At 73.5% G+C, this 20082-nt stretch carries 4 protein-coding genes; all 4 read right to left on the bottom strand.

Going from position 1 to position 20082, the window contains the following annotated elements; translation table 11 throughout:
- On the bottom strand, positions 1-4346 hold a 4346-nt coding region (locus ACIGO6_RS40700), incomplete at its 3' end, for a beta-ketoacyl synthase N-terminal-like domain-containing protein (RefSeq protein WP_399885682.1).
- A gap of 66 nt (positions 4347-4412) precedes the next feature.
- Positions 4413-5600 (bottom strand): FAD-dependent oxidoreductase, encoded by a 1188-nt coding sequence (locus ACIGO6_RS40695; RefSeq protein WP_399885680.1) that lies wholly within the window; start codon positions 5598-5600, stop codon positions 4413-4415.
- The gene (locus tag ACIGO6_RS40690; protein WP_399885678.1) at positions 5597-15982 is read right to left on the bottom strand and encodes an SDR family NAD(P)-dependent oxidoreductase; all 10386 of its coding nucleotides are present in this window, start codon (positions 15980-15982) and stop codon (positions 5597-5599) included. The genes ACIGO6_RS40695 and ACIGO6_RS40690 overlap by 4 nt, the downstream gene beginning before the upstream one ends.
- A gap of 38 nt (positions 15983-16020) precedes the next feature.
- Positions 16021-20040, bottom strand: coding sequence for an SDR family NAD(P)-dependent oxidoreductase (locus ACIGO6_RS40685; protein ID WP_399885676.1), 4020 nt, complete (start codon positions 20038-20040; stop codon positions 16021-16023).
- Positions 20041-20082: the final 42 nt, after the last annotated feature.

The raw sequence follows: 20082 nt of genomic DNA, 5'->3' as shown, positions 1-20082 counted from the left end.
CAGTCCACCCGACTCGACGGCAACCCGACATGCAACGTCCGCGGCAACACCTCATGCCGCAACGCCATCACCATCTTGATCACGCCGGCCACCCCGGCAGCCGCCTGCGCATGCCCGATGTTCGACTTCAGCGAACCCAGCCACAGCGGCTGTCCGTCGTCGTGGCGGTCCTGGCCGTACGTGGCCAGCAGGGCGCGTGCCTCGATGGGGTCGCCGAGGACCGTGCCGGTGCCGTGCGCCTCCACGGCGTCCACGTCGCGCGGGCGCAGGCCGGCGCCGGCGAGGGCCTGGCGGATGACGCGTTCCTGAGAGGGACCGTTGGGGGCGGTGAGGCCGTTGGAGGCGCCGTCCTGGTTGACCGCGCTGCCCCGCACCACCGCCAGCACCCGGTGCCCGTTGCGCCGCGCGTCCGACAACCGCTCCAGCAGCAGCACGCCGACGCCCTCACTCCAGCCGGTACCGTCGGCGGAGTCGGAGAAGGACTTGCAGCGGCCGTCCGCCGCCAGCCCCCGCTGGCGGGAGAACTCGACGAAGACGCCCGGCGTCGACATGACGGCGACTCCGCCGGCGAGGGCGAGGTCGCACTCGCCCTGCCGCAGGGACTGAGCGGCGAGGTGGAGGGCGACCAGGGACGACGAGCACGCCGTGTCGACGGTGATCGCCGGGCCTTCGAGACCGAACGTGTAGGAGAGGCGACCCGACGCCACACTGCCCGCGCTGCCGGTGCCGAGGTAGCCTTCCGCGCCGTCCGGCACGCGGACGTCTCCGGTGGCGTAGTCGTGGAACATCACGCCGGCGAAGACGCCGGTGCGGCTGCCCCGCAGGGTCCGTGCGTCGATGCCTGCGCGTTCGACGGCCTCCCAGGAGGTCTCCAGGAGCAGCCGCTGCTGCGGATCCATCGCCAGCGCCTCACGCGGCGAGATCCCGAAGAACCCGGCGTCGAAACCGGCCGCGTCGTGCAGGAACCCGCCCTGCCGGGTGTAACTGGTGCCGGGGGTGTCCGGGTCGGCGTCGAAGAGGTGGTCCAGGTCCCAGCCACGGTCCGTGGGGAAGTCGCCCACGGCGTCCCGCCCGTCGGCCACGAGCCGCCACAGTGCCTCGGGGCTGTCGATCCCTCCGGGGAGCCGGCAGCTCATGCCGACGATGGCGATCGGGTCACCGGTGGCGCTGGCGGCCGGGCCGGTGTCCGGGCGCGCCGGGGCGAGGGCGGAGCGCCGGGTGCCGGAGAGGAGGTGGTGGAGTTCCTCGGCGAGCCGGGCCGGGGTGGGGTGGTCGAAGGCCGCGGTGACGGGGAGGGCGGCCGCTCCGGTGGCCGCCTTCAGCCTGGCGTGGAGGGCGACTGCGGCCTTGGAGCCGAGTCCGAGGTCCTTGAACGGCAGGTCGTCGTCGAGGGTGTCCGGTCCGGGGAGGCCGAGGATCGCGGCGGTCTCGGTGCGGACGAGGTCGGTCAGGAGCCGCAGTCGCTCGGCGTGGCCGGCGTCGCTCAGGTCGAGGATCGGGGCGCCGGGTTCCGCTGTTCCGGACGGCGCCGGGGTGCCGAGATGGCGGGCGGGGTCGTCGGCGTGGAGGGCCACGGTGAGTGCGGCGTCCTGGGCCAGCGCGGCGTCCAGTTGGTCGAGCGCGGTGCGGCCGGGGAGCGCGGCGTCCGCGGCGTCCTCCCACACCAGGGAGAGGCCGTGGCCGCCCTGGGCGCGCCGGTGCTGGGCGAGGACGTCGAGGAACGCCTGCGCGGCTGCGCGGCGGGGGGCGTCCGGGTCGCCGGGATCGGTGATGTCCGCGGGCGGGGTGGTGAAGACGACGAACGCGGTGAGCGGCAGCGTGCGGGTGAGGACGTGCAGGGTGAGCGGCCCCTCGACCCGCCCGTCGGGCAGGTCGGCGACATGGAGGACTGCGATGAGCGGCCGGTCGTCGGGGAGGGCGGCGAGGGCTTCGGCGAGGGCCTGGGGGTCGGCCGGGGACGCGGTGGTGACGGTGACGGAGGCGCCCTGCGCGGCAAGTTCGGCGGCGAGTTCCTCGGCTCCGGGCCCCGCCTCCGCGAGGAGGAGGTCGCGGGCGCCGTACGCGCCGACGAGGTGACGGGCGAGCGCGCCCGCCCGGTCGGCGGCGGGTCCTACGAGAAGGACGGTGCCCCCGGTCCAGTCCCGCTCGGTGCGAGGGGTGTCCGCGACGGGACCCGGGACCAGTTCGGGGACGCGCGGGATGCCGCCGCGGAGTGCGGCCTGGGGTGTGCCGGAGGCGGCGAACGCGGCCAGGACGTCGGGGTCCGGCTGGTCGTCGTCGAGGTCGAGCAGGCCGAGGCGGCCGGGGTGTGCGGCCATCGCCGTCCGGACGACACCCCAGGTCAGGGCGGGGACGAGGCCGGACACGTCCTCGTCGGGGCCGGCGAAGACGACCCGGCGGGTGACGAAGACCAGGCGGGCCGGGGCGAAGCGCGGCTCGGCGAGCCAGGCGCGGGTGAGGTGCGCGGCGCGTTCTGCGGCGGTGGCGACGGCGCCCGCGAAGTCCGTGCCGTCGACGGCGTCGGTCAGGCACGGCACGAGGACGGTGCCGGGCAGGGGGGCTCCGGCGTCGAGGGCGGCGCGCAGGGCGTCGAGGTCGGCGTGGACCGCGATCCCGTGGCCGCTCAGGCCGAGGTCGTCGTCGCCGAGGACCGCGAGGGAGCGGGCCGCCGGGTCGGAGACGGAAGCGGTGTCGGTGGCGGGCAGGGGCTGTTCGCGCCAGGTCACGTGCCGGAGGGCGGGGTGCTGGGCGGTCCGGACGGCGAGCAGGCGTGCGGGGCGCTCGCGCAGGGCGTGCCGCATGACCTTGCCGGAGCCGGTACGGGGGATGACGGGGGTGGCGTAGAGGCGCTCGGGCACCTTGAAGTGGGCCAGCTTCTCCCGGCAGGCGGCGAGCAGCCGATCGGTGGGGACGGGGGTGCCGGGGGGTGCGGCGAAGTAGGCGACGGGTACCTCGCCGAGGATCTCGTCGGGTTCACCGGCGACGGCGAGGTCGACGGCGGTGCCGGTGCCGTCCAGTGCCTGGCGGAGGATGTCCTCGATCTCGGCGGGGTGGATGTTCTCACCGGCCCGGATGATGAGGTCCTTCAGGCGTCCGGTGATGGTCAGGTAGCCGTTGTCGTCGAGTCGTCCGAGGTCCCCGGTGCGGTACCAGCCGTCGCGGACGGTGGCCGCGGTGACCTCGGGCAGGCCGTGGTAACCGTTCATGAGGTTGGGGCCCTTGACCCATACCTCGCCCTCGGCTCCGGTTTCGGTGTCCCGGCCGCTGTCGGGGTCGACCAGACGCAGGGAGAGGCCGGGGACGGCACGGCCGCAGGTGCCGGCCGGGCGCTGTTCGCCGGGCCGGGTCATGGTGATCGCGCCGCAGGTCTCGGTGGAGCCGTAGCTGTCGACGAGGGGCAGGCCGAGGGTGCGTTCGACCTCGTCGACCAGGGCGGCGGAGGCGACGGCTCCGGTGCACAGGCCGACCCGGGGCGTGGCGCGGGCGAGGGCGCCGGTGGCGGGGCCGTGGTGGAGCAGGTAGTGGTACATCGTGGGGACGCCGACGAGCATCGTGTACGGGCGGTCGGCGAGGGCGGCCGAGACCTCCTCTGCGGAGAAGGCGCTCATGAGGTGGGCGGTGGCGCCGGTGGCGGTGACGCCGAGCACGCACAGGACGTGGGCGAGGCTGTGGTGCAGGGGCAGCGGCCACAGCACCTCGTCGTCCTCACAGAGGCCGAGGACGGGCGCGTAGGAGGCGGCGACGGACCACAGGCAGGAGCGCTGGGTGGAGAGCACGCCCTTGGGGCTGCCCGTGGTGCCGGAGGTGTAGAGCTGCCAGGCGACGGCGTCGAGGTCCAGGTCGTCGCGGGCGGCGGTGTCCGGTTCGTGGGTGGCCCAGTCCTCGAAGGACGCGACGGACCCGCCGGGGTCGCCTCCGGGCTCCCGCTCTCGCGGTTCCGAATCGGTGACGACCGTGAGGAGGTCCAGGCCGAGGGAGGCGGCGACCCGGCGCACCTGGTCGAGGCGGAGCCGGTCGGTGAGGACGGTGCGGGCGCCCGAGTCGGAGAGCAGGTGGGCGAGTTCGGCGTCCGAGGACTGCGGGTTGACCGGTACGCCCACCAGCGCGGCGCGGGTGATCGCCAGATAACCCTCGACGACCTCGACGCGGTTGCCCATGAGGAGCACGGCCCGTTCGCCGGCCGCCCTCCGCCCGGAGAGGTGGCCCGCGAGCCTGCGGGTGCGGTCGTTCAGCTCGGCGTAGGTGACCGCGCGGTGGGCGTCGCGGTAGGCGACCTTGGCGCCGTGCTGTGCCGCCCGGTCCGCGAGCAGTTCGGGCAGGGGCCGGATCAACTCGGAACGCAGCATGTCCCCGTCTCCATCGTGGCGCTGGTGGGTGTCTTCGTCGGTTGGTCGTCGTGCCGGGCCGTGGGATCAGGAGCCGGCCGGTGTGAAACGGTGGCCGTTGAGGTAGTTGCTGCTGCCCCGGACGTTGGCGTGGGTGAGCTTGTTCATGGGCACGGCCCGGCGGATCAGCCGCAGCATGAGCAGCATGTTGTTGCTGCGGCTCATCCAGCGTGCGCTGCCGGCGACCCGGCGCACGCGCCGGACGCGTGCGGCCTCGTAGCCGCGCAGGGCCGCCTCGGGGTCGTGCCGTCCGTCGGTGAGGGCGTGGCTGAGGACCCAGGCGTCCTCCAGGGCCTGGTTGGCGCCCATTCCCGCACGGGGCGGGATGGCGTGGGCGGCGTCCCCCATGAGCGTGAGGGGGCCGCGGCCCCACTGGCGGAGCACGTCGTGCAGAGCGTGCGGGAAGACGTGGACGTCGTCCTCGTCGACGGCGTCGAGGACGGCCGCGGCGGCCGGGTCCCAGTCGCCGAACCAGCGGCGGAGCAGCGGGATCTGCGGGGTGCGCGGGGCCTCGGCCGTTCCGTCGTCGGCGGTGGGGGGACGCCAGGGGCCCTCGAAGGCCCAGTGCAGGAGGCCGTCGCCCACGGAGTGGACGACGAAGATGCCGAGGCGGCCGAAGTAGGTGCGCACGGTGTGGCTGTCGGCGAGTGCCGTGAGCGGTCCCGGCGGGGGCGGGGTGATGCCGTGCCAGGTGGCGACGCCGGTGTAGCGGGCGACGCTGCCGGGGTGGAGGGTGCGGCGCAGCGCGGAGCGGAAGCCGTCGGCGCCGATCACGACGTCGGCGTGGACCTCGCTGCCGTCGGCGAAGGAGACCAGCGCCCCTCCGGAAGCGACGGGCCGTACTCCGGTGCAGTGCCTGCCGAAGCGGACGGTGCCCTCCGGGAGGGCGGCACCGAGCCGTTCGACGACGCCGCCGCGCGGCACGAGCAGCGTGTCGTGGCCGTAGGCCTCGCTGACCTGCCGCATGTCCGTCCACACCAGCAGCGTGCCGTCCTGGGTGAGCAGCTCTCCCCGGTGCATGGGCTTGCCGAACTCCTTGGTGTCGACGCCCAGTTCGCTGAGGATTCCGGTGGCGCCGGGCCAGAGGATGACGCCGTTGCCTCCGGTCCGTAGCCGGTCGCCGCGTTCGTACACCTCGACCTGAGCGCCGGACCGGATCAGTCCGAGCGCGGCGGCGAGTCCTCCGATGCCTGCGCCGACGACGACCGTCTTCATGACTTGTCCTTCCGAGAGGTGGCCGGGTTGGCCGGTGCGGCCGATGCTGTGCGGGCCGTCGTCGTGCGGGCCGTCGTCGTCAGCCAGTCCTCGACCGCCCCGGCCGTGTCCGCGGAGCGTTCTTCGAGGATGGTGAAGTGGGTGCCGGGGACGGTGACGGCGTCGTGCGTCGGTTCCCAGGCGGCCGTCCAGTCGCCGAACTCCTCTGCGAGGCCGGGCAGTTCGGTGGAGAACGGGTCGGCGGCGCGCACGAGCAGGGTCGGTGTCCGCAGGGGGCCCGGCGCCCAGCCGGTGAAGATCCGGTCGTAGCCTCCGGTGGCCGCCAGGCGGGTCTCGTTGCGCAGGACGAGGGCGCTCTCCCGGCCGGAGGTCGCGCGGGTCATGGCGGTGCGGACCCAGTCGCGGCGGGCCAGCGCGCCGGGTGAGTAGGTGTCGAGCAGCACCAGGGCGGCGGCGGGCCGGCCCTCCGCCTCCAGGCGGGCGGCGAGGGCGTGGGCGATCCAGCCGGCCGCCGAGCGGCCGACCAGTACGGGAGCGGTTCCCGGACCGTCCGCCGCCAGCGCGTGGGCGTGGGCGGCCACCAGGGCGTCGACGTCGGCGGGCAGCGCCTGTCCGTCGAGGAACCCGGGTTCGGGCAGGGCCCACACCTCGCGGTCGCCGCGGAGCGCCGCGGCGAACCGGGCGTACTCGTGCGGTCCGGACGCCGGGCTGAAGGACGGCAGACAGACCAGGGCGGGCCGGGCGTCGCCCCGGGCCAGCCGCAGCGGTCGCGGGGCGTGCCGGTCCGCGGTGTCCTCGTCGAAGGCGGGGCGCAGCGCGGCCACGGCGCGGAGCAGCCCGGTGGCCGCTTCGTACTGTCCGGCGTCGTTGGCCGACCAGTACAGGTCGGCGATGCCGCTGTCGGCCGTGCCGGTCGCACCGTCGGCGGAGAGCCGGGTCAGCAGGTGCTCGGCGATGTCGGCGCAGGTGGGATGGTCGAACAGGAGGGTGGTGGGCAGGTCGGTGCCGGTGGCCGAGGCGAGGTGGTCGCGGAGTTCCACCGCGGTGAGGGAGTCGAAGCCCAGCTCCAGCAGTTCGCGGTCGGGGTCCACGGCGTCGGCCGAGGGGTGGCCGAGGATGCCGGCGGCGCTGTCGCGCACGAGGGCAAGGACGGCGGCGGGCCTTTCGGCGGCGGGCAGTCCGCGCAGTCGCGCCCCTCGGTCCGGAGCGTGGCCCGCCCCGGGCGGTCCGTCGACGCCGGCCACGGCAGTGCGGGCGGCGGCTCCCGCGATGGGCCCGAGCGCGTGCCCGGGTGCGGCGCCGGGCGCCGCGTCGGCCGGCGCGGGATCGAGCCAGTAGCGCTGCCGCTGGAACGCGTAGGTGGGCAGCTCGGCGGCCCGGGCCGCCGGCAGTACCGCCGCCCAGTCGACCGAACCGTGCCAGGCGTGCACCTGGGCCACGGCGGAGACGAGCGAGGCCGCCTCGCCGCGGGTGCGGCGCTGTACGGGGAGGAAGGCGCGCCGGTCGCGCCGGGTCGCCTCGCCGACGCTCTCCTGGGCCATCGTGGACAGTACGGCGTCGGGGCCGAGCTCGACGAAGCGGCGAACCCCTGCGCGGTGCAGCCGGCGTACTCCGTCGTGGAACCGGACGGCTTCCCTGGCGTGCCGCACCCAGTATCCGGGGCCGGACATCTCGCCCCGGTCGACCGGCTCGCCGGTCAGGTTGGACACGACGGGGATGGTGGGCTCGGCGTACGACAGTCCGGACGCCACCTGCCGGAAGTCGTCGAGGACGGCGTCCATGTGCGGTGAGTGGAAGGCGTGGCTGACCCGCAGCCGGGCGGTCTTCCAGCCGTGTCCGCGGGCGGTCTCGGCGAGCCTCAGTACGGCGTCCTCGTCGCCGGAGACGACGGTGGCGGCGGGCCCGTTGACGGCCGCGATGCCCACGCGCTGCCCGGACTCGTCTCCCTGGGCGATGAGTTCGGCCACCTCGGTCTCGCCGGCCCGTACGGAGAGCATGGCTCCGCCCGGGGGCAGGGCGCCCATGAGCCGTCCCCTGGCGGCGATCAGGGCGGCCGCGTCGGCGAGCGGGAGCACTCCGGCCACGTGTGCGGCAGCGAGTTCGCCGACCGAGTGTCCGATGAGGAAGTCGGGGCGCACTCCCCAGGCCGTGAACTGCCGGTACAGGGCCACCTCGAAGGCGAACAGGGCGGGCTGGGTGTACTCGGTGCGGTCCAGCAGCGCAGCCGCCGCCTCGTCGCTGCCCGGCCCGGCGAACATCAGGTCCCGCAGCGGCCGGTCGAGGTGCGGGTCGAGGTGGGCGCACGCCTCGTCGAGCGCTTCGGCGAACACGGGGAAAACGGCGTGCAGTTCGCCGCCCATGCCGGGCCGCTGGCTGCCCTGGCCGGTGAACAGGAACGCCGTCCCGCCCTGTGGCTGCCCGGGCCGCACCAGGGTGGCGGCGGCCGTGTACGTACCGGAGGCGAGGTCCGCGCAGGCGGCGAGGAGTTGCTCGCGTCCGTGTCCGACGACGACCGCCGTGTGCTCCAGCCGGGCGCGGTGCCGGGCCAGCGCGTACCCGACGTCCCGCGGGGTGAGGTCGGGGCGGGTCGCCAGGTGGTCGTGCAGGCGGCGGGCCTGGGCGCGGACGGCCTCCTCGGTGGCGGCGGAGAGTATCCAGGGGGCGGGGACTCCGGTCTCCCTTGCGGGGATTCCGGTCTCCTCCCCCTTCGCCGCCTCAGGTGCCTCGGACGCTACCGACCGGAGGCCGGGGGCCTCTTCGAGGACGACGTGCGCGTTGGTACCGCTGATGCCGAACGACGACACCCCGACGCGGCGGACCCGGTGCTCGGTGCGCGGCCAGTCACGCCCCTCGGTGAGCAGCTCGACCGCGCCCGCCGACCAGTCGACATGGCTTGTCGGCGCGTCGACGTGCAGGGTGCGCGGCAGTGCCTCGTGCTGGAGCGCCATCACCATCTTGATGACACCGGCCGCGCCCGCGGCCGCCTGGGTGTGCCCGATGTTCGACTTCACGGAACCGAGCCACAGCGGCTCGCCGCCCGCACGGTCCTGCCCGTACGTGGCCAGCAGCGCCTGCGCCTCGATCGGATCGCCGAGCCGCGTACCCGTACCGTGCGCCTCGACCACGTCCACGTCACCCGGCGCCAGCCGCGCGTTGGCCAGCGCCTGCCGGATCACCCGCTCCTGCGACGGCCCGTTCGGCGCCGTCAGACCGTTCGACGCACCGTCCTGATTGACCGCGCTGCCCCGCACCACCGCCAGCACCCGATGACCCTTGCGCCGCGCGTCCGACAAGCGCTCCAGCAGCAGCGTCCCGGCCCCCTCCGCGAAGCCCGCCCCGTCGGCGGCGTCGGCGAACGCCTTGCACTGCCCGTCGGGGGAGAGTCCGCGCTGCCGCGAGAACTCCACGAAGAGGCTGGGGGTGGCCATCACGGTGACGCCGGCCGCCAGGGCGAGGTCGCACTCGCCCTGGCGCAGCGACTGGGCAGCCAGGTGCAGGGCGACCAGCGCCGACGAGCATGCGGTGTCCACGGTGACGGCCGGGCCCTCCAGACCGAAGGTGTATGCCAGCCGTCCGGAGGCGACGCTCCCCGCGCTGCCGATGCCGAGGTAGCCCTCCACCTCCTCCGGGGCTCCGGCCCCCAGCGAGACGTAGTCGGCCCCGCTGGCGCCGACGAAGACGCCCGTGCCGCTGCCGCGCAGCGACCCCGGATCGATACCGGCCCGCTCGAACGCCTCCCAGGAGGTCTCCAGGAGCAGCCGCTGCTGCGGATCCATCGCCAGCGCCTCACGCGGCGAGATCCCGAACAGGGACGGGTCGAACTCCGCCACCTCCTCGAGGAACCCGCCCGAGCGGGTGTACGTCCGCCCGCGCCGCCCCGGATCGGCGTCGTACAGGGCGTCGACGTCCCAGCCGCGGTCGGCGGGGAAGTCGGAGATGCCGTGTCGGCCGTCGGCGACGAGGTCCCACAGGTCCTCCGGTGACCCCACCCCGCCGGGGAAGCGGCAGCTCGCGGCGACGATCACGACCGGATCGTCGGACGACGGGGCCGCCGCGACGGGCGCGGGCGGCCGGGCGGGGGCGGTCTCGCCGCGCCGCTCCGGCAGCCGTGCGACCAGGTGGTCGGCGAGCGCCTGCGGTGTCGGGTGGTCGAAGACGAGGGTGGCGGGCAGGCGCAGTCCGGTGGCCGTGGTCAGCCGGTTGCGCAGCTCGACCGCCGTCAGGGAGTCGAACCCGGCCTCCTTGAAGGTGCGCAGCGCCTCCACGTCGTCCGCCGACGCGTGCCCGAGCACGGCGGCCACGTGGGTCCGTACGAGGTCCAGCAGCGACCGTTCGGCGTCGGCCGCAGCCAGACCGGCCAGCCGCTCGGCGAGACCGCCCTCCGCGCCTCCCGTGCCCCCGGCAGCCGCGCGCACGGTCCGCTTCGACGGTGTGCGGACCAGGCCGCGCAGCAGCGGCGGCAGCGTGCCGTCCCGCCCCTGTGCGGCGAGCACGGCCAGGTCCAGCCGTACCGGCACGAGCGCCGCGTCCGCGGCCCGTGCCCCGGCGTCGAGCAGCGCCAGCCCCTCGCCACTGGACAGGGGCCGCACACCGCCCTGCGCCATACGCCGCAGGTCCACGGCGTCGAGGTGTCCGGTCATGCCGCTGCGTTCGGCCCACAGGCCCCAGGCGAGGGAGGTCGCGGGCAGTCCGGCGGCGCGGCGGTGGGCCGCGAGGGCGTCCAGGAAGGCGTTGGCGGCAGCGTAGTTGCCCTGACCCCGGTTGCCGAACGTCGAGGCGACGGAGGAGAACAGCACGAAGGCGGAGAGGTCGAGGTGGCGGGTGAGTTCGTGCAGGTTCCACGCCGCGTCCGCCTTCGGACGCAGCACCGAGTCCAGACGAGCCGGCGACAGATGCTCGATCGTCGCGTCGTCCAGGACACCCGCGGTGTGGACGACCGCCGTCAAAGGATGCGCCGGATCGACACCCTCCAGCACACCCGCCAGAGCCTCCCGGTCCGCCGCGTCACACACACGCACCCCCACCTGCGCTCCCAGAGCACCGAGCTCCGCCACCAACTCCGCCGCACCCGGCGCATCGGCACCACGCCGGCTCAGCAGCAGCAAGTGCCGCACACCCCACCCGGTCACCACATGCCGGGCGACGAGCGCGCCCAGCGTCCCGGTGCCACCGGTGATGAGCACCGTGCCCTCGGGGTCGACCGGCGCGGGCACCGTGAGCACCACCTTGCCCACATGCCGGGCCTGACTCAGATACCGGAACGCCTCCGGTGCCCGCCGCACGTCCCACGCCAGCACCGGCAACGGCTCCAGCACCCCCGCCTCGAACAGGGAGACCAGTTCCTGAAGTATCTGCTGCAACCGTTCGGGGCCCGCTTCGTACAGGTCGAAGGCGCGGTAGCGGACTCCCGGATGCCGGCCGGCGACCTCCTCCGGATCACGGATGTCGGTCTTCCCCATCTCCACGAACCGACCACTCGCACCCAACAACCCCAACGACGCGTCCACGAACTCCCGGGCCAGAGAGTTCACCACCACATCCACACCACCGGCGAACCGCTCCTCGAAACCCAGCTCACGCGACGAAGCCACCCGTTCCGCCGGCACCCCCGACGCCACCACCGCAGGCCACTTCGACGGATGCGCCGTCGCGAACACCTCCAACCCCCAGTGCCGCGCCAACTGCACCGCCGCCATCCCCACCCCACCAGCAGCCGCATGCACCAACACCCGCTCACCCCGCACCACACCCGCCACATCCCGCAACGCATAGAACGCCGTCAAAAACACCACCGGCACCGACGCGGCCCGAGTGAACGACCAGCCCTCCGGGACCCGCACGACGGTGTGGCGGTCCGCGACGGCGTACGGGCCGAAGCCGCCGGAGAACAGGCCCATGACCCGGTCACCGGGCGCGAGGTCGGGGACGCCGGGCCCCACCTCGGTCACCACTCCGGCGCCCTCGGTGCCGAGCCGGGCCGTACCCGGGTACATGCCGAGGCTGATCAGCACGTCACGGAAGTTCAGCCCGGCCGCACGCACCGCGACCCGGATCTGCCCCTCCCCCAACGGCGCCTGCGCGTCGGGAGCGGGAAGCAGCGCCAGGTTCTCCAGGGTTCCCGGCTCGGTGACGTCCAGCCGCCAGGCCGCCACCTCCGGAACCCGCAGCCCGGCCCCGGCGGCACGCGCCAGACGACGCGTGAACAGGCGTTCGGCGCACACGGCCAGCTCGGGTTCGTCCGCGTGGCCCAGTGCGCCGGCCAGCACGGCGGCCGACCAGTCGCGGCCCAGGTCCACCAGTGCCACCCGGCCGGGCTGCTCGGACTGCGCCGTCCGCAGCAGCGCGCGGGCGGCGGCATCGGCCAGTGCGCGGTCGTCGGTCCGGCTGTCCGGTGGTTCGGTCACGCCGTCGGCCGTCACGACCACCAGCCGTGCCTCCGGCGGCAGTTCGTCCGTCAGCCACTCCTGTGCCAGGGCGAGAACACGACGGGTGGAGTCGTACGTCGCCTGCACGGGGGCTCCGCCCTGCGGGGGCAGCACGGCGCACAGCACGGTCTCCGGCAGCCCGTCGGCCCGCGCCGCCTCTCGTACGGCGGTCATGTCCCCGTACGGCACCACCTCGGTCCCGGTGCCGCGCAGTGCGTCGGTCAGTCCGAACGCGTCCGGGCCCAGGAGACCGACCCGGTCCGGTGCGGTGCCGGTCGCCGGCGTCTCCGTCCAGTCCACGCGGAACAGCGCGTCCCGCAGCCGTCCCTCGGCGTCCTGGCGTGACAGTCCGCCCTCGGCGAGAGGCCGGGTGGCCAGTGCTCCGACGGTCAGTACGGCACGCCCCGCGGCGTCGGCCATCAGGATCGTGAGAGGAGCGTCGGGGGCGGTGCGGGAGAGGTGTACGCGGAGGGTCGTCGCACCCGTGGCATGCACGCGCACGTCGTTCCAGCTGAACGGCAACTGCACCCCACCGGCACCGGCACCACCGGCCTCACCGGCATCGACGCCCATCACATGCAGCGCTGCGTCCAACAACGCCGGATGCACCAGAAACTCACCCGACGCCGACTCCCCTGGCAACACGACCTCGGCAAAGAGATCGCCACCACGCCGCCACGCCGCCCGCAACCCCCGGAACGCCGGCCCGTACCCGTAACCCCCCTCCGCCAACCCCTCGTACAACCCCTCCGTCACCAACCGCTCCGCACCCTCCGGCGGCCACACCTCCAACCCCGCAACCTCACCACCCGAACCATCCGAACCAACCGGCACCACCACACCCACCGCATGCCGCACCCACGGCACACCCTCACCCACCCGCGCGAACACCGACACCCCACGCCGACCACCCTCATCGACGGGACCGACCGCCACCTGAACGTCGATCGTCTCCCCCTCCGTGAGCAGGAGCGGCGCCTCCAGGGTCAGGTCCTCGACCGCGTCCAGCCCCACGTACTGCGCGGCGTAGAGGGCGAGTTCGACGAAGGCTGTCCCGGGAAGGAGGGCGGTGCCCTGGACGGCGTGATCGGCGAGCCACGGGTGCTCTTTCAAGGACAGCCGCCCGGTCAGCAACTCCTCACCGGACGCCGCCTGCGAGACCGCCGCCCGGAGAAAGGCATGCTCGGTGGCCACCAGCCCGGCCGTACTGACGTCGGCACGCGAGGGGGCCGTGTCGAGCCAGTAGGGCTGGTGCTGGAAGGCGTAGGTCGGTAGGTCCGCGACCGGACGCGCGTCCGGCCCGAAGGCAGGCGTCCAGTCGACCGGAACACCCGCGACATACACCTCCGCCAAAGCGGTGTAGAAGCGGTCCAGACCGCCGTCGTCACGCCGTAGGGAACCCGACACGATCCCGTCCGGCACCGCATCACTCAACGCCGACACCAGCACCGGATGAGCACTGATCTCCGTGAACGCGGAGAAACCCTCACCCGCCAACGCCGTCACCGCCGCATGGAATCCGACCGGCCGACGCAGATTGCGATACCAGTAACCGCCGTCCAGCTCCGGACCCTCCACCCAGCCACCACCGTCCACCGTGGAGAACATCGCGATCTCGGCAGGCTGGGGACGCACGTCCGCCAGCAGGCCCGCCAGCTCCTCCTCGATCTCCTCCACATGCACGCAGTGCGAGGCGTAGTCCACCGGGATCACCCGCGCCCACACACCCCGCGCCTCACACTCCGCAACCAACCCCGCCACGTCATCGCCCGACACAACCGTCTGCGCCGGACCATTGACCGCCGCCACCTCCACACCCGCACGATCGGCGATCAGGGCACGGACCTCCTCCGCCGGCAGCGCCACCGACGCCATCCCACCCCGACCCGCCAGACCACCCGCAATCGCCCGAGCCCGCAACGCAACAACCCGCGCCCCGTCCTCACGCGACAACACACCCGCCACCGTCGCCGCCGCAATCTCCCCCTGACTGTGACCCACCACAGCAGCCGGAACCACACCGAACGAACGCCACGCAGCCGCCAACGACACCATCACCGCCCACAACACCGGCTGCACCACATCCACCCGCTCCAACGCCCCCACATCCCCCAGAACGTCGGACAACTCCCAGTCCACGAACGGACTTAATGCCTCACCACACGCCCGCAACTCATCAGCAAAAGCAGGCACCGACCCCGCCAGCTCCAACCCCATCCCCACCCACTGCGACCCCTGACCCGGAAACACCCACACACCACGCGGTGGAGTCGCCGTCGCACCGGAGCCGGTCACGATGCCGGGCAGGTCCTCGTCGGCGCGCACGGCGCTCAGGGCACGGAGCGTGTCCTCGCCGGCTGTGCCCAGCAGCACGGCCCGGTGTCCGAAGGCGGTTCGGCCCGTCGCCAGGGTGAAGCCGACGTCGGTGAGGCTGGTGGTGGGGTGGGTGGTGAGGAAGTCACCGAGCCGGGTGGCCTGCTCGCGCAGCGCGGCCGGGGTCTTGGCGGACAGGAGGAAGGGGAGCGGGAGGCGGGTGGGGGTGACGGCTTCCCCGGGCTGCTCCGCGTCGGGCGCCTCTTCCAGGATGACGTGCGCGTTCGTTCCGGAGACGCCGAACGACGACACACCGGCCCTGCGCACCCGCTGCCCGGTCCGGGGCCAGGAGCGTTCTTCCGTCAACAGCTCCACCTGGCCGGTCGACCAGTCGACCTTGCGGGTCGGGGCGTCAACGTGGAGGGTGCGCGGCAGGAGCTGGTGCCGTAGTGCCAGTACCGTCTTGATGACGCCGGCCACCCCGGCAGCCGCCTGCGCATGCCCGATGTTCGACTTCAGCGAACCCAGCCACAGCGGCCGGTCCGCCGGCCGCCCCCGCCCGTACGTGGCGAGCAGCGCCTCGGCTTCGATGGGGTCGCCGAGGACCGTGCCGGTGCCGTGGGCCTCCACGGCGTCCACGTCGGCGGCTTCGAGCCTCGCGTCGGCCAGCGCCTGCCGGATGACGCGTTCCTGGGACGGGCCGTTGGGGGCGGTGAGGCCGTTGGAGGCGCCGTCCTGGTTGACCGCGCTGCCCCGCACCACCGCCAGCACCCGATGACCCTTGCGCCGTGCGTCCGACAACCGCTCCACCAGGAGCACGCCGACGCCCTCACCCCAGCCGGTGCCGTCCGCCGCGTCGGCGAACGCCTTGCAGCGGCCGTCCTCCGCCATCCCGCGCTGCCGCGAGAATTCCACGAATCCCCCGGGCGTCGCCATGACGGCCACACCGCCGACCAGGGCGAGGTCGCACTCGCGCTGCCGTAGCGACTGGGCCGCCAGGTGCAGCGCGACCAGGGACGACGAGCACGCCGTGTCGACGGTGATCGCCGGGCCTTCGAGACCGAACGTGTAGGAGAGGCGGCCCGATGCCACGCTGCCCGCGCTGCTGGTGACGACGTAGCCCTCTACGTCCTCGCCGGCCCCGGAGAGCAGTGAGGCGTAGTCGGCGCCGCCGGCTCCGACGAAGACACCGGTCTTGCTGCCGCGGAGTGTCTCCGGCCGCAGTCCGGCGTGTTCGAAGACTTCCCAGGCCCCTTCCAGCAGCAGCCGCTGCTGCGGATCCATCGCGACCGCCTCGCGCGGCGAGATACCGAAGAAGGCCGCGTCGAACCCGCTCAGCCCGTGTACGAAGCCGCCCTCGCGGACGTAGCTGGTGCCGGGGGTGTCCGGGTCGGCGTCGAAGAGGTTGTCGAGGTCCCAGCCGCGGTCGGTGGGGAACCCCGACATCGCGTCGCCGCCCGAGGAGACGAGGTCCCACAGCTCCTCGGGGGACGTGATGCCGCCGGGCAGCCGGCAGCTCATGGCGACGATGGCGATCGGTTCGGTCGCCGCGGCCGCGAGCCGTCGCTGCTGCTGCCGCAGCCGCTCGTTCTCCTTCAGTGACGCCCGCAGCGCTTCGACGACCTGCGCGTTCGAGTCACCCATCGTTGTCCGCACGCCTCCTTCGGCTCCGGGGAGCCAGTTCAGGACTGAGTTCCGCCGAGCGCACGCTCGACGAGCCGGGCGACGTCCATCGCGTCGAAGTCGGCGTCGGGCTCGGGGTCGGAGTCGCTTCCGATGTAGATGTCGGTGTCGGTGTCGGTGCCCAGGTCCGCGTATCCCGGAGCCGTTGCCCCGGAGGCCGTGCCGCCGTCACCGAGCTCCGGCATCAGTTCCGCGCGGAGCTTCTGTGCCAGCGCGGCCGGTGTCGGGTGGTTGAAGACGACGGTGGCCGGCAGCCGCAGTCCGGTGACGGTGGTGAGCCGGTTGCGCAGTTCGACGGCCGTCAGCGAGTCGAAGCCCAGCTCCTTGAACGCCCGGTTCGGGTCGACGGTGTCGGGGGTCGCGTGACCGAGCACCGCGGAGGCATGTCCGCGGACGAGGTCGACCAACAGCCGCTCCTGGTCGGGGGCGGGCAGTCCGCCCAACCGTTGTTTCAGCGCGTCACCGCCGTCCGCCGTGGTGCCGCCGGCTCCGAGCCGGCCCTGGGCCACCGCGCGACGCTTGCGGGGTCGTACGTATCCCCGGAGCAGGGGCGGCACCGCGTTGCCGTCGTCGGCGTGCGTGGAGAGGGCGACCGGGTCGACCGCGAGCGGCAGCAGCAGGGACGCCTCGCTCGCGGTGGCCGCGTCGAGGAGGGCGAGGGCGCGGTCGGTCGTGAGGGGTTCGATACCGCCCCGCGCCATGCGCTCCAGGTCGCCGTCGCTCAAGTGTCCGGTCATGCCGCTGCGTTCGGCCCACAGGCCCCAGGCGAGGGAGGTCGCGGGCAGTCCGGCCGCGCGGCGGTGGGCCGCCAGGGCGTCCAGGAAGGCGTTGGCGGCGGCGTAGTTGCCCTGACCGGGCCCGCCCAGAATGCCCGCCGCGGAGGAGAACAGCACGAACGCGGAGAGGTCGAGGTGGCGGGTGAGTTCGTGCAGGTTCCACGCCGCGTCCGCCTTCGGACGCAGCACCGAGTCCACACGAGCCGGCGACAGATGCTCGATCGTCGCGTCGTCCAGAACACCCGCGGTGTGGACGACCGCCGTCAAAGGATGCGCCGGATCGACACCCTCCAGCACACCCGCCAGAGCCTCCCGGTCCGCCGCGTCACACACACCCACTTCCACCTGCGCACCCAGAGCACCGAGCTCCGCCACCAACTCCGCCGCACCCGGCGCATCGGCACCACGCCGGCTCAGAAGCAGCAAGTGCCGCACACCCCACCCGGTCACCACATGGCGGGCCACCAACGCACCCAGTGTCCCGGTGCCACCGGTGATGAGCACCGTCCCCTCGGGGTCGACCGGCGCGGGCACCGTCAGCACCACCTTGCCCACATGCCGGGCCTGACTCAGATACCGGAACGCCTCCGGTGCCCGCCGCACGTCCCACGCCAGCACCGGCAACGGCTCCAGCACCCCCGCCTCGAACAGGGAGACCAGTTCGCGGAGCATGGCCTGGACGCGGTCGAGCCCGGCGTCCGTGACGAGGTCGAAGGCGCGGTAGCGGACTCCCGGATACCGGCTGGCGACCTCCTCCGGATCACGGATGTCGGTCTTCCCCATCTCCACGAACCGGCCACCCGCACCCAACAACCCCAACGACGCGTCCACGAACTCCCGGGCCAGAGAGTTCACCACCACATCCACACCACCGGCGAACCGCTCCTCGAAACCCAGCTCACGCGACGAAGCCACCCGCTCCGCCGGCACCCCCGACGCCACCACCACAGGCCACTTCGACGGATGCGCCGTCGCAAACACCTCCAACCCCCAATACCGCGCCAACTGCACCGCCGCCATCCCCACCCCACCAGCAGCCGCATGCACCAACACCCGCTCACCCCGCACCACACCCGCCACATCCCGCAACGCATAGAACGCCGTCAGGAACACCACCGGCACCGACGCGGCCCGAGTGAACGACCAGCCCTCGGGTACGGGGACCACCAGCCGGTGGTCGACGGTGACGAGCGGACCGAAGCCGCCCGGCATCAGACCCATGACACGGTCACCCGGCACGATCCCGGTCACTCCAGGACCCACTTCGGTCACCACACCGGCCGCCTCACCACCGGGTGTCGCCTTGTCCGGGTACATGCCGAGGCTGATCAGCACGTCACGGAAGTTCAGCCCGGCCGCACGCACCGCGACCCGGATCTGCCCCTCCCCCAACGGCGCCTGCGCGTCGGGAGCGGGAAGCAGCGCCAGGTTCTCCAGCGTTCCCGGCTCGGTGACGTCCAGCCGCCAGGCCGCCACCTCCGGAACCCGCAGCCCGGCCCCGGCGGCACGCGCCAGACGCGGTACGTAGGGGGTGCCGTGGCGCAGGGCAAGTTGCGGCTCGTCCAGCGCGAGAGCGAGGCGGAGGGCGCCCACGGCGATCGAGGCCCCATCGACGTCCACCAGCGCGAAGCGGCCGGGATGCTCGGACTGAGCCGAGCGCAACAGCCCCCAGAGCGGGGCGTGGACGAGGTCGGTGACGTCCTCCCCGATGCGCGCGGAGACCGCGCCACGGGTCAGGAAGAGCAGACGTACGGCGTCGAAGCGCTCGTCGGCGAGCCACTGGCGCAGCAGTTCCAGCGCCCGTGCCGCAGCGGCCCGGACGTTCTCCGGACCGGTGGTGTCCTGCGTCGCGCAGGTCACGACGACGGTCGAGGGCGCGGTGCCGGTGGCCTCGGCGCCGGGGACCAGGCCCTCCAGGTCCTGGGCGTAGCTCACCTGGGTGCCCGCCGCGCGCAGCCCGTGCGCCATCCCGAGGGTGTCCTCCCCGAGGAACGTGATCGCGCCCCTGGCGTCCGGGGCGGCCTTCACCTCCGTCCAGCCGACCTCGAAGAGGCCGTCGGGCAGTGCGGCCCCGGCCCCGGTGTCGAGGCGTGCGGACACGGGCCGGCTGATCAGCGACTCCACGGTCGCCACCACCGCTCCGGTCGCGTCCGCCACGGTCAGCGACACCTCGCCGACACCCACCGGCCGCAGGTGCACTCGCAGCGCCGTCGCGCCGACGGCGTGCAGCGCGACGCCGGTCCACGCGAACGGCAGCCGCACCTCGTCGTCCGTACCGCCGACGAGCCCCGTGTGCAGGGCGGCGTCGAGCAGGGCGGGGTGGATGCCGAACCGGTCCGCCTGCTCTCGCTGCTCGTCGGGCAGAGCAACCTCGGCATAGACGTCGTCACCGTGCCGCCAGGCCGCCCGCAGCCCCTGGAAGGCAGGACCGTACTCAAGTCCCGCCTCGGCCAGTCCGGGGTAGAACCCTCCGAGATCGACGGGGACCGCACCCGCCGGGGGCCAGCTGGTCGACTCCGCCCCGGGCGCCTGCTGCTCCTCCGCGGGCGCGAGCACACCCGAGGCGTGCCTGGTCCACGGCGTCTCGTCGGTGCCGTCGTCCACCGGCCGGGAGTGCACCGTCACCTGCCGCCGCGCCGCGTCGGCCTCCGCGTCCGGCGCGCCCACGGCCACCTGGACCTGTACGGCCCGGCCCTCGGGCACCAGCAGGGGCGCCTCCAGCGTCAGCTCCTCGACATGACCGCAGCCGGCCCGATCGGCGGCGTGCAGGGCCAGTTCCACGAAGGTGGTGCCGGGCAGCAGCACCGTGCCCTGCACGGTGTGATCGGCGAGCCAGGGCTGTTCCTTCAACGACAGCCGCCCGGTCAGCACCAGCCCACCGTCACCGGCCAACTCGACCACCGCACCCAACAACGGGTGCTCCGCCGACACCAACCCCGCCCCCACCACATCAGCCCGAACCACCGGAACATCCAGCCAGTACGACTCATGCTGGAAGGCATACGTCGGTAGATCCGCGACCGGACGCGCGTCCGGCCCGAAAGCCGGCGTCCAGTCCACCGGAACACCCGCGACATACACCTCCGCCAAAGCCGCGTAGAAACGGTCCAGACCGCCGTCGTCCCTGCGCAGGGAACCCGACACGATCCCGTCCGGCACCGCATCACTCAACGCCGACACCAGCACCGGGTGAGCACTGATCTCCGTGAACGCGGAGAAACCCTCACCCGCCAACGCCGTCACCGCCGCATGGAATCCGACCGGCCGACGCAGATTGCGATACCA

The organism is Streptomyces sp. NPDC053750, from assembly GCF_044544295.1.
In the GTDB taxonomy this organism is placed as follows: domain Bacteria; phylum Actinomycetota; class Actinomycetes; order Streptomycetales; family Streptomycetaceae; genus Streptomyces.
This window is presented reverse-complemented; position numbering and strand designations above follow the sequence as displayed.

Excerpts from the sequence above, each read along its gene's own strand:
- ACIGO6_RS40695 (WP_399885680.1), bottom strand. The coding sequence starts at position 5,600 with ATGAAGACGGTCGTCGTCGGCGCAGGCATCGGAGGACTCGCCGCCGCG.
- ACIGO6_RS40690 (WP_399885678.1), bottom strand. The coding sequence starts at position 15,982 with ATGGGTGACTCGAACGCGCAGGTCGTCGAAGCGCTGCGGGCGTCACTG.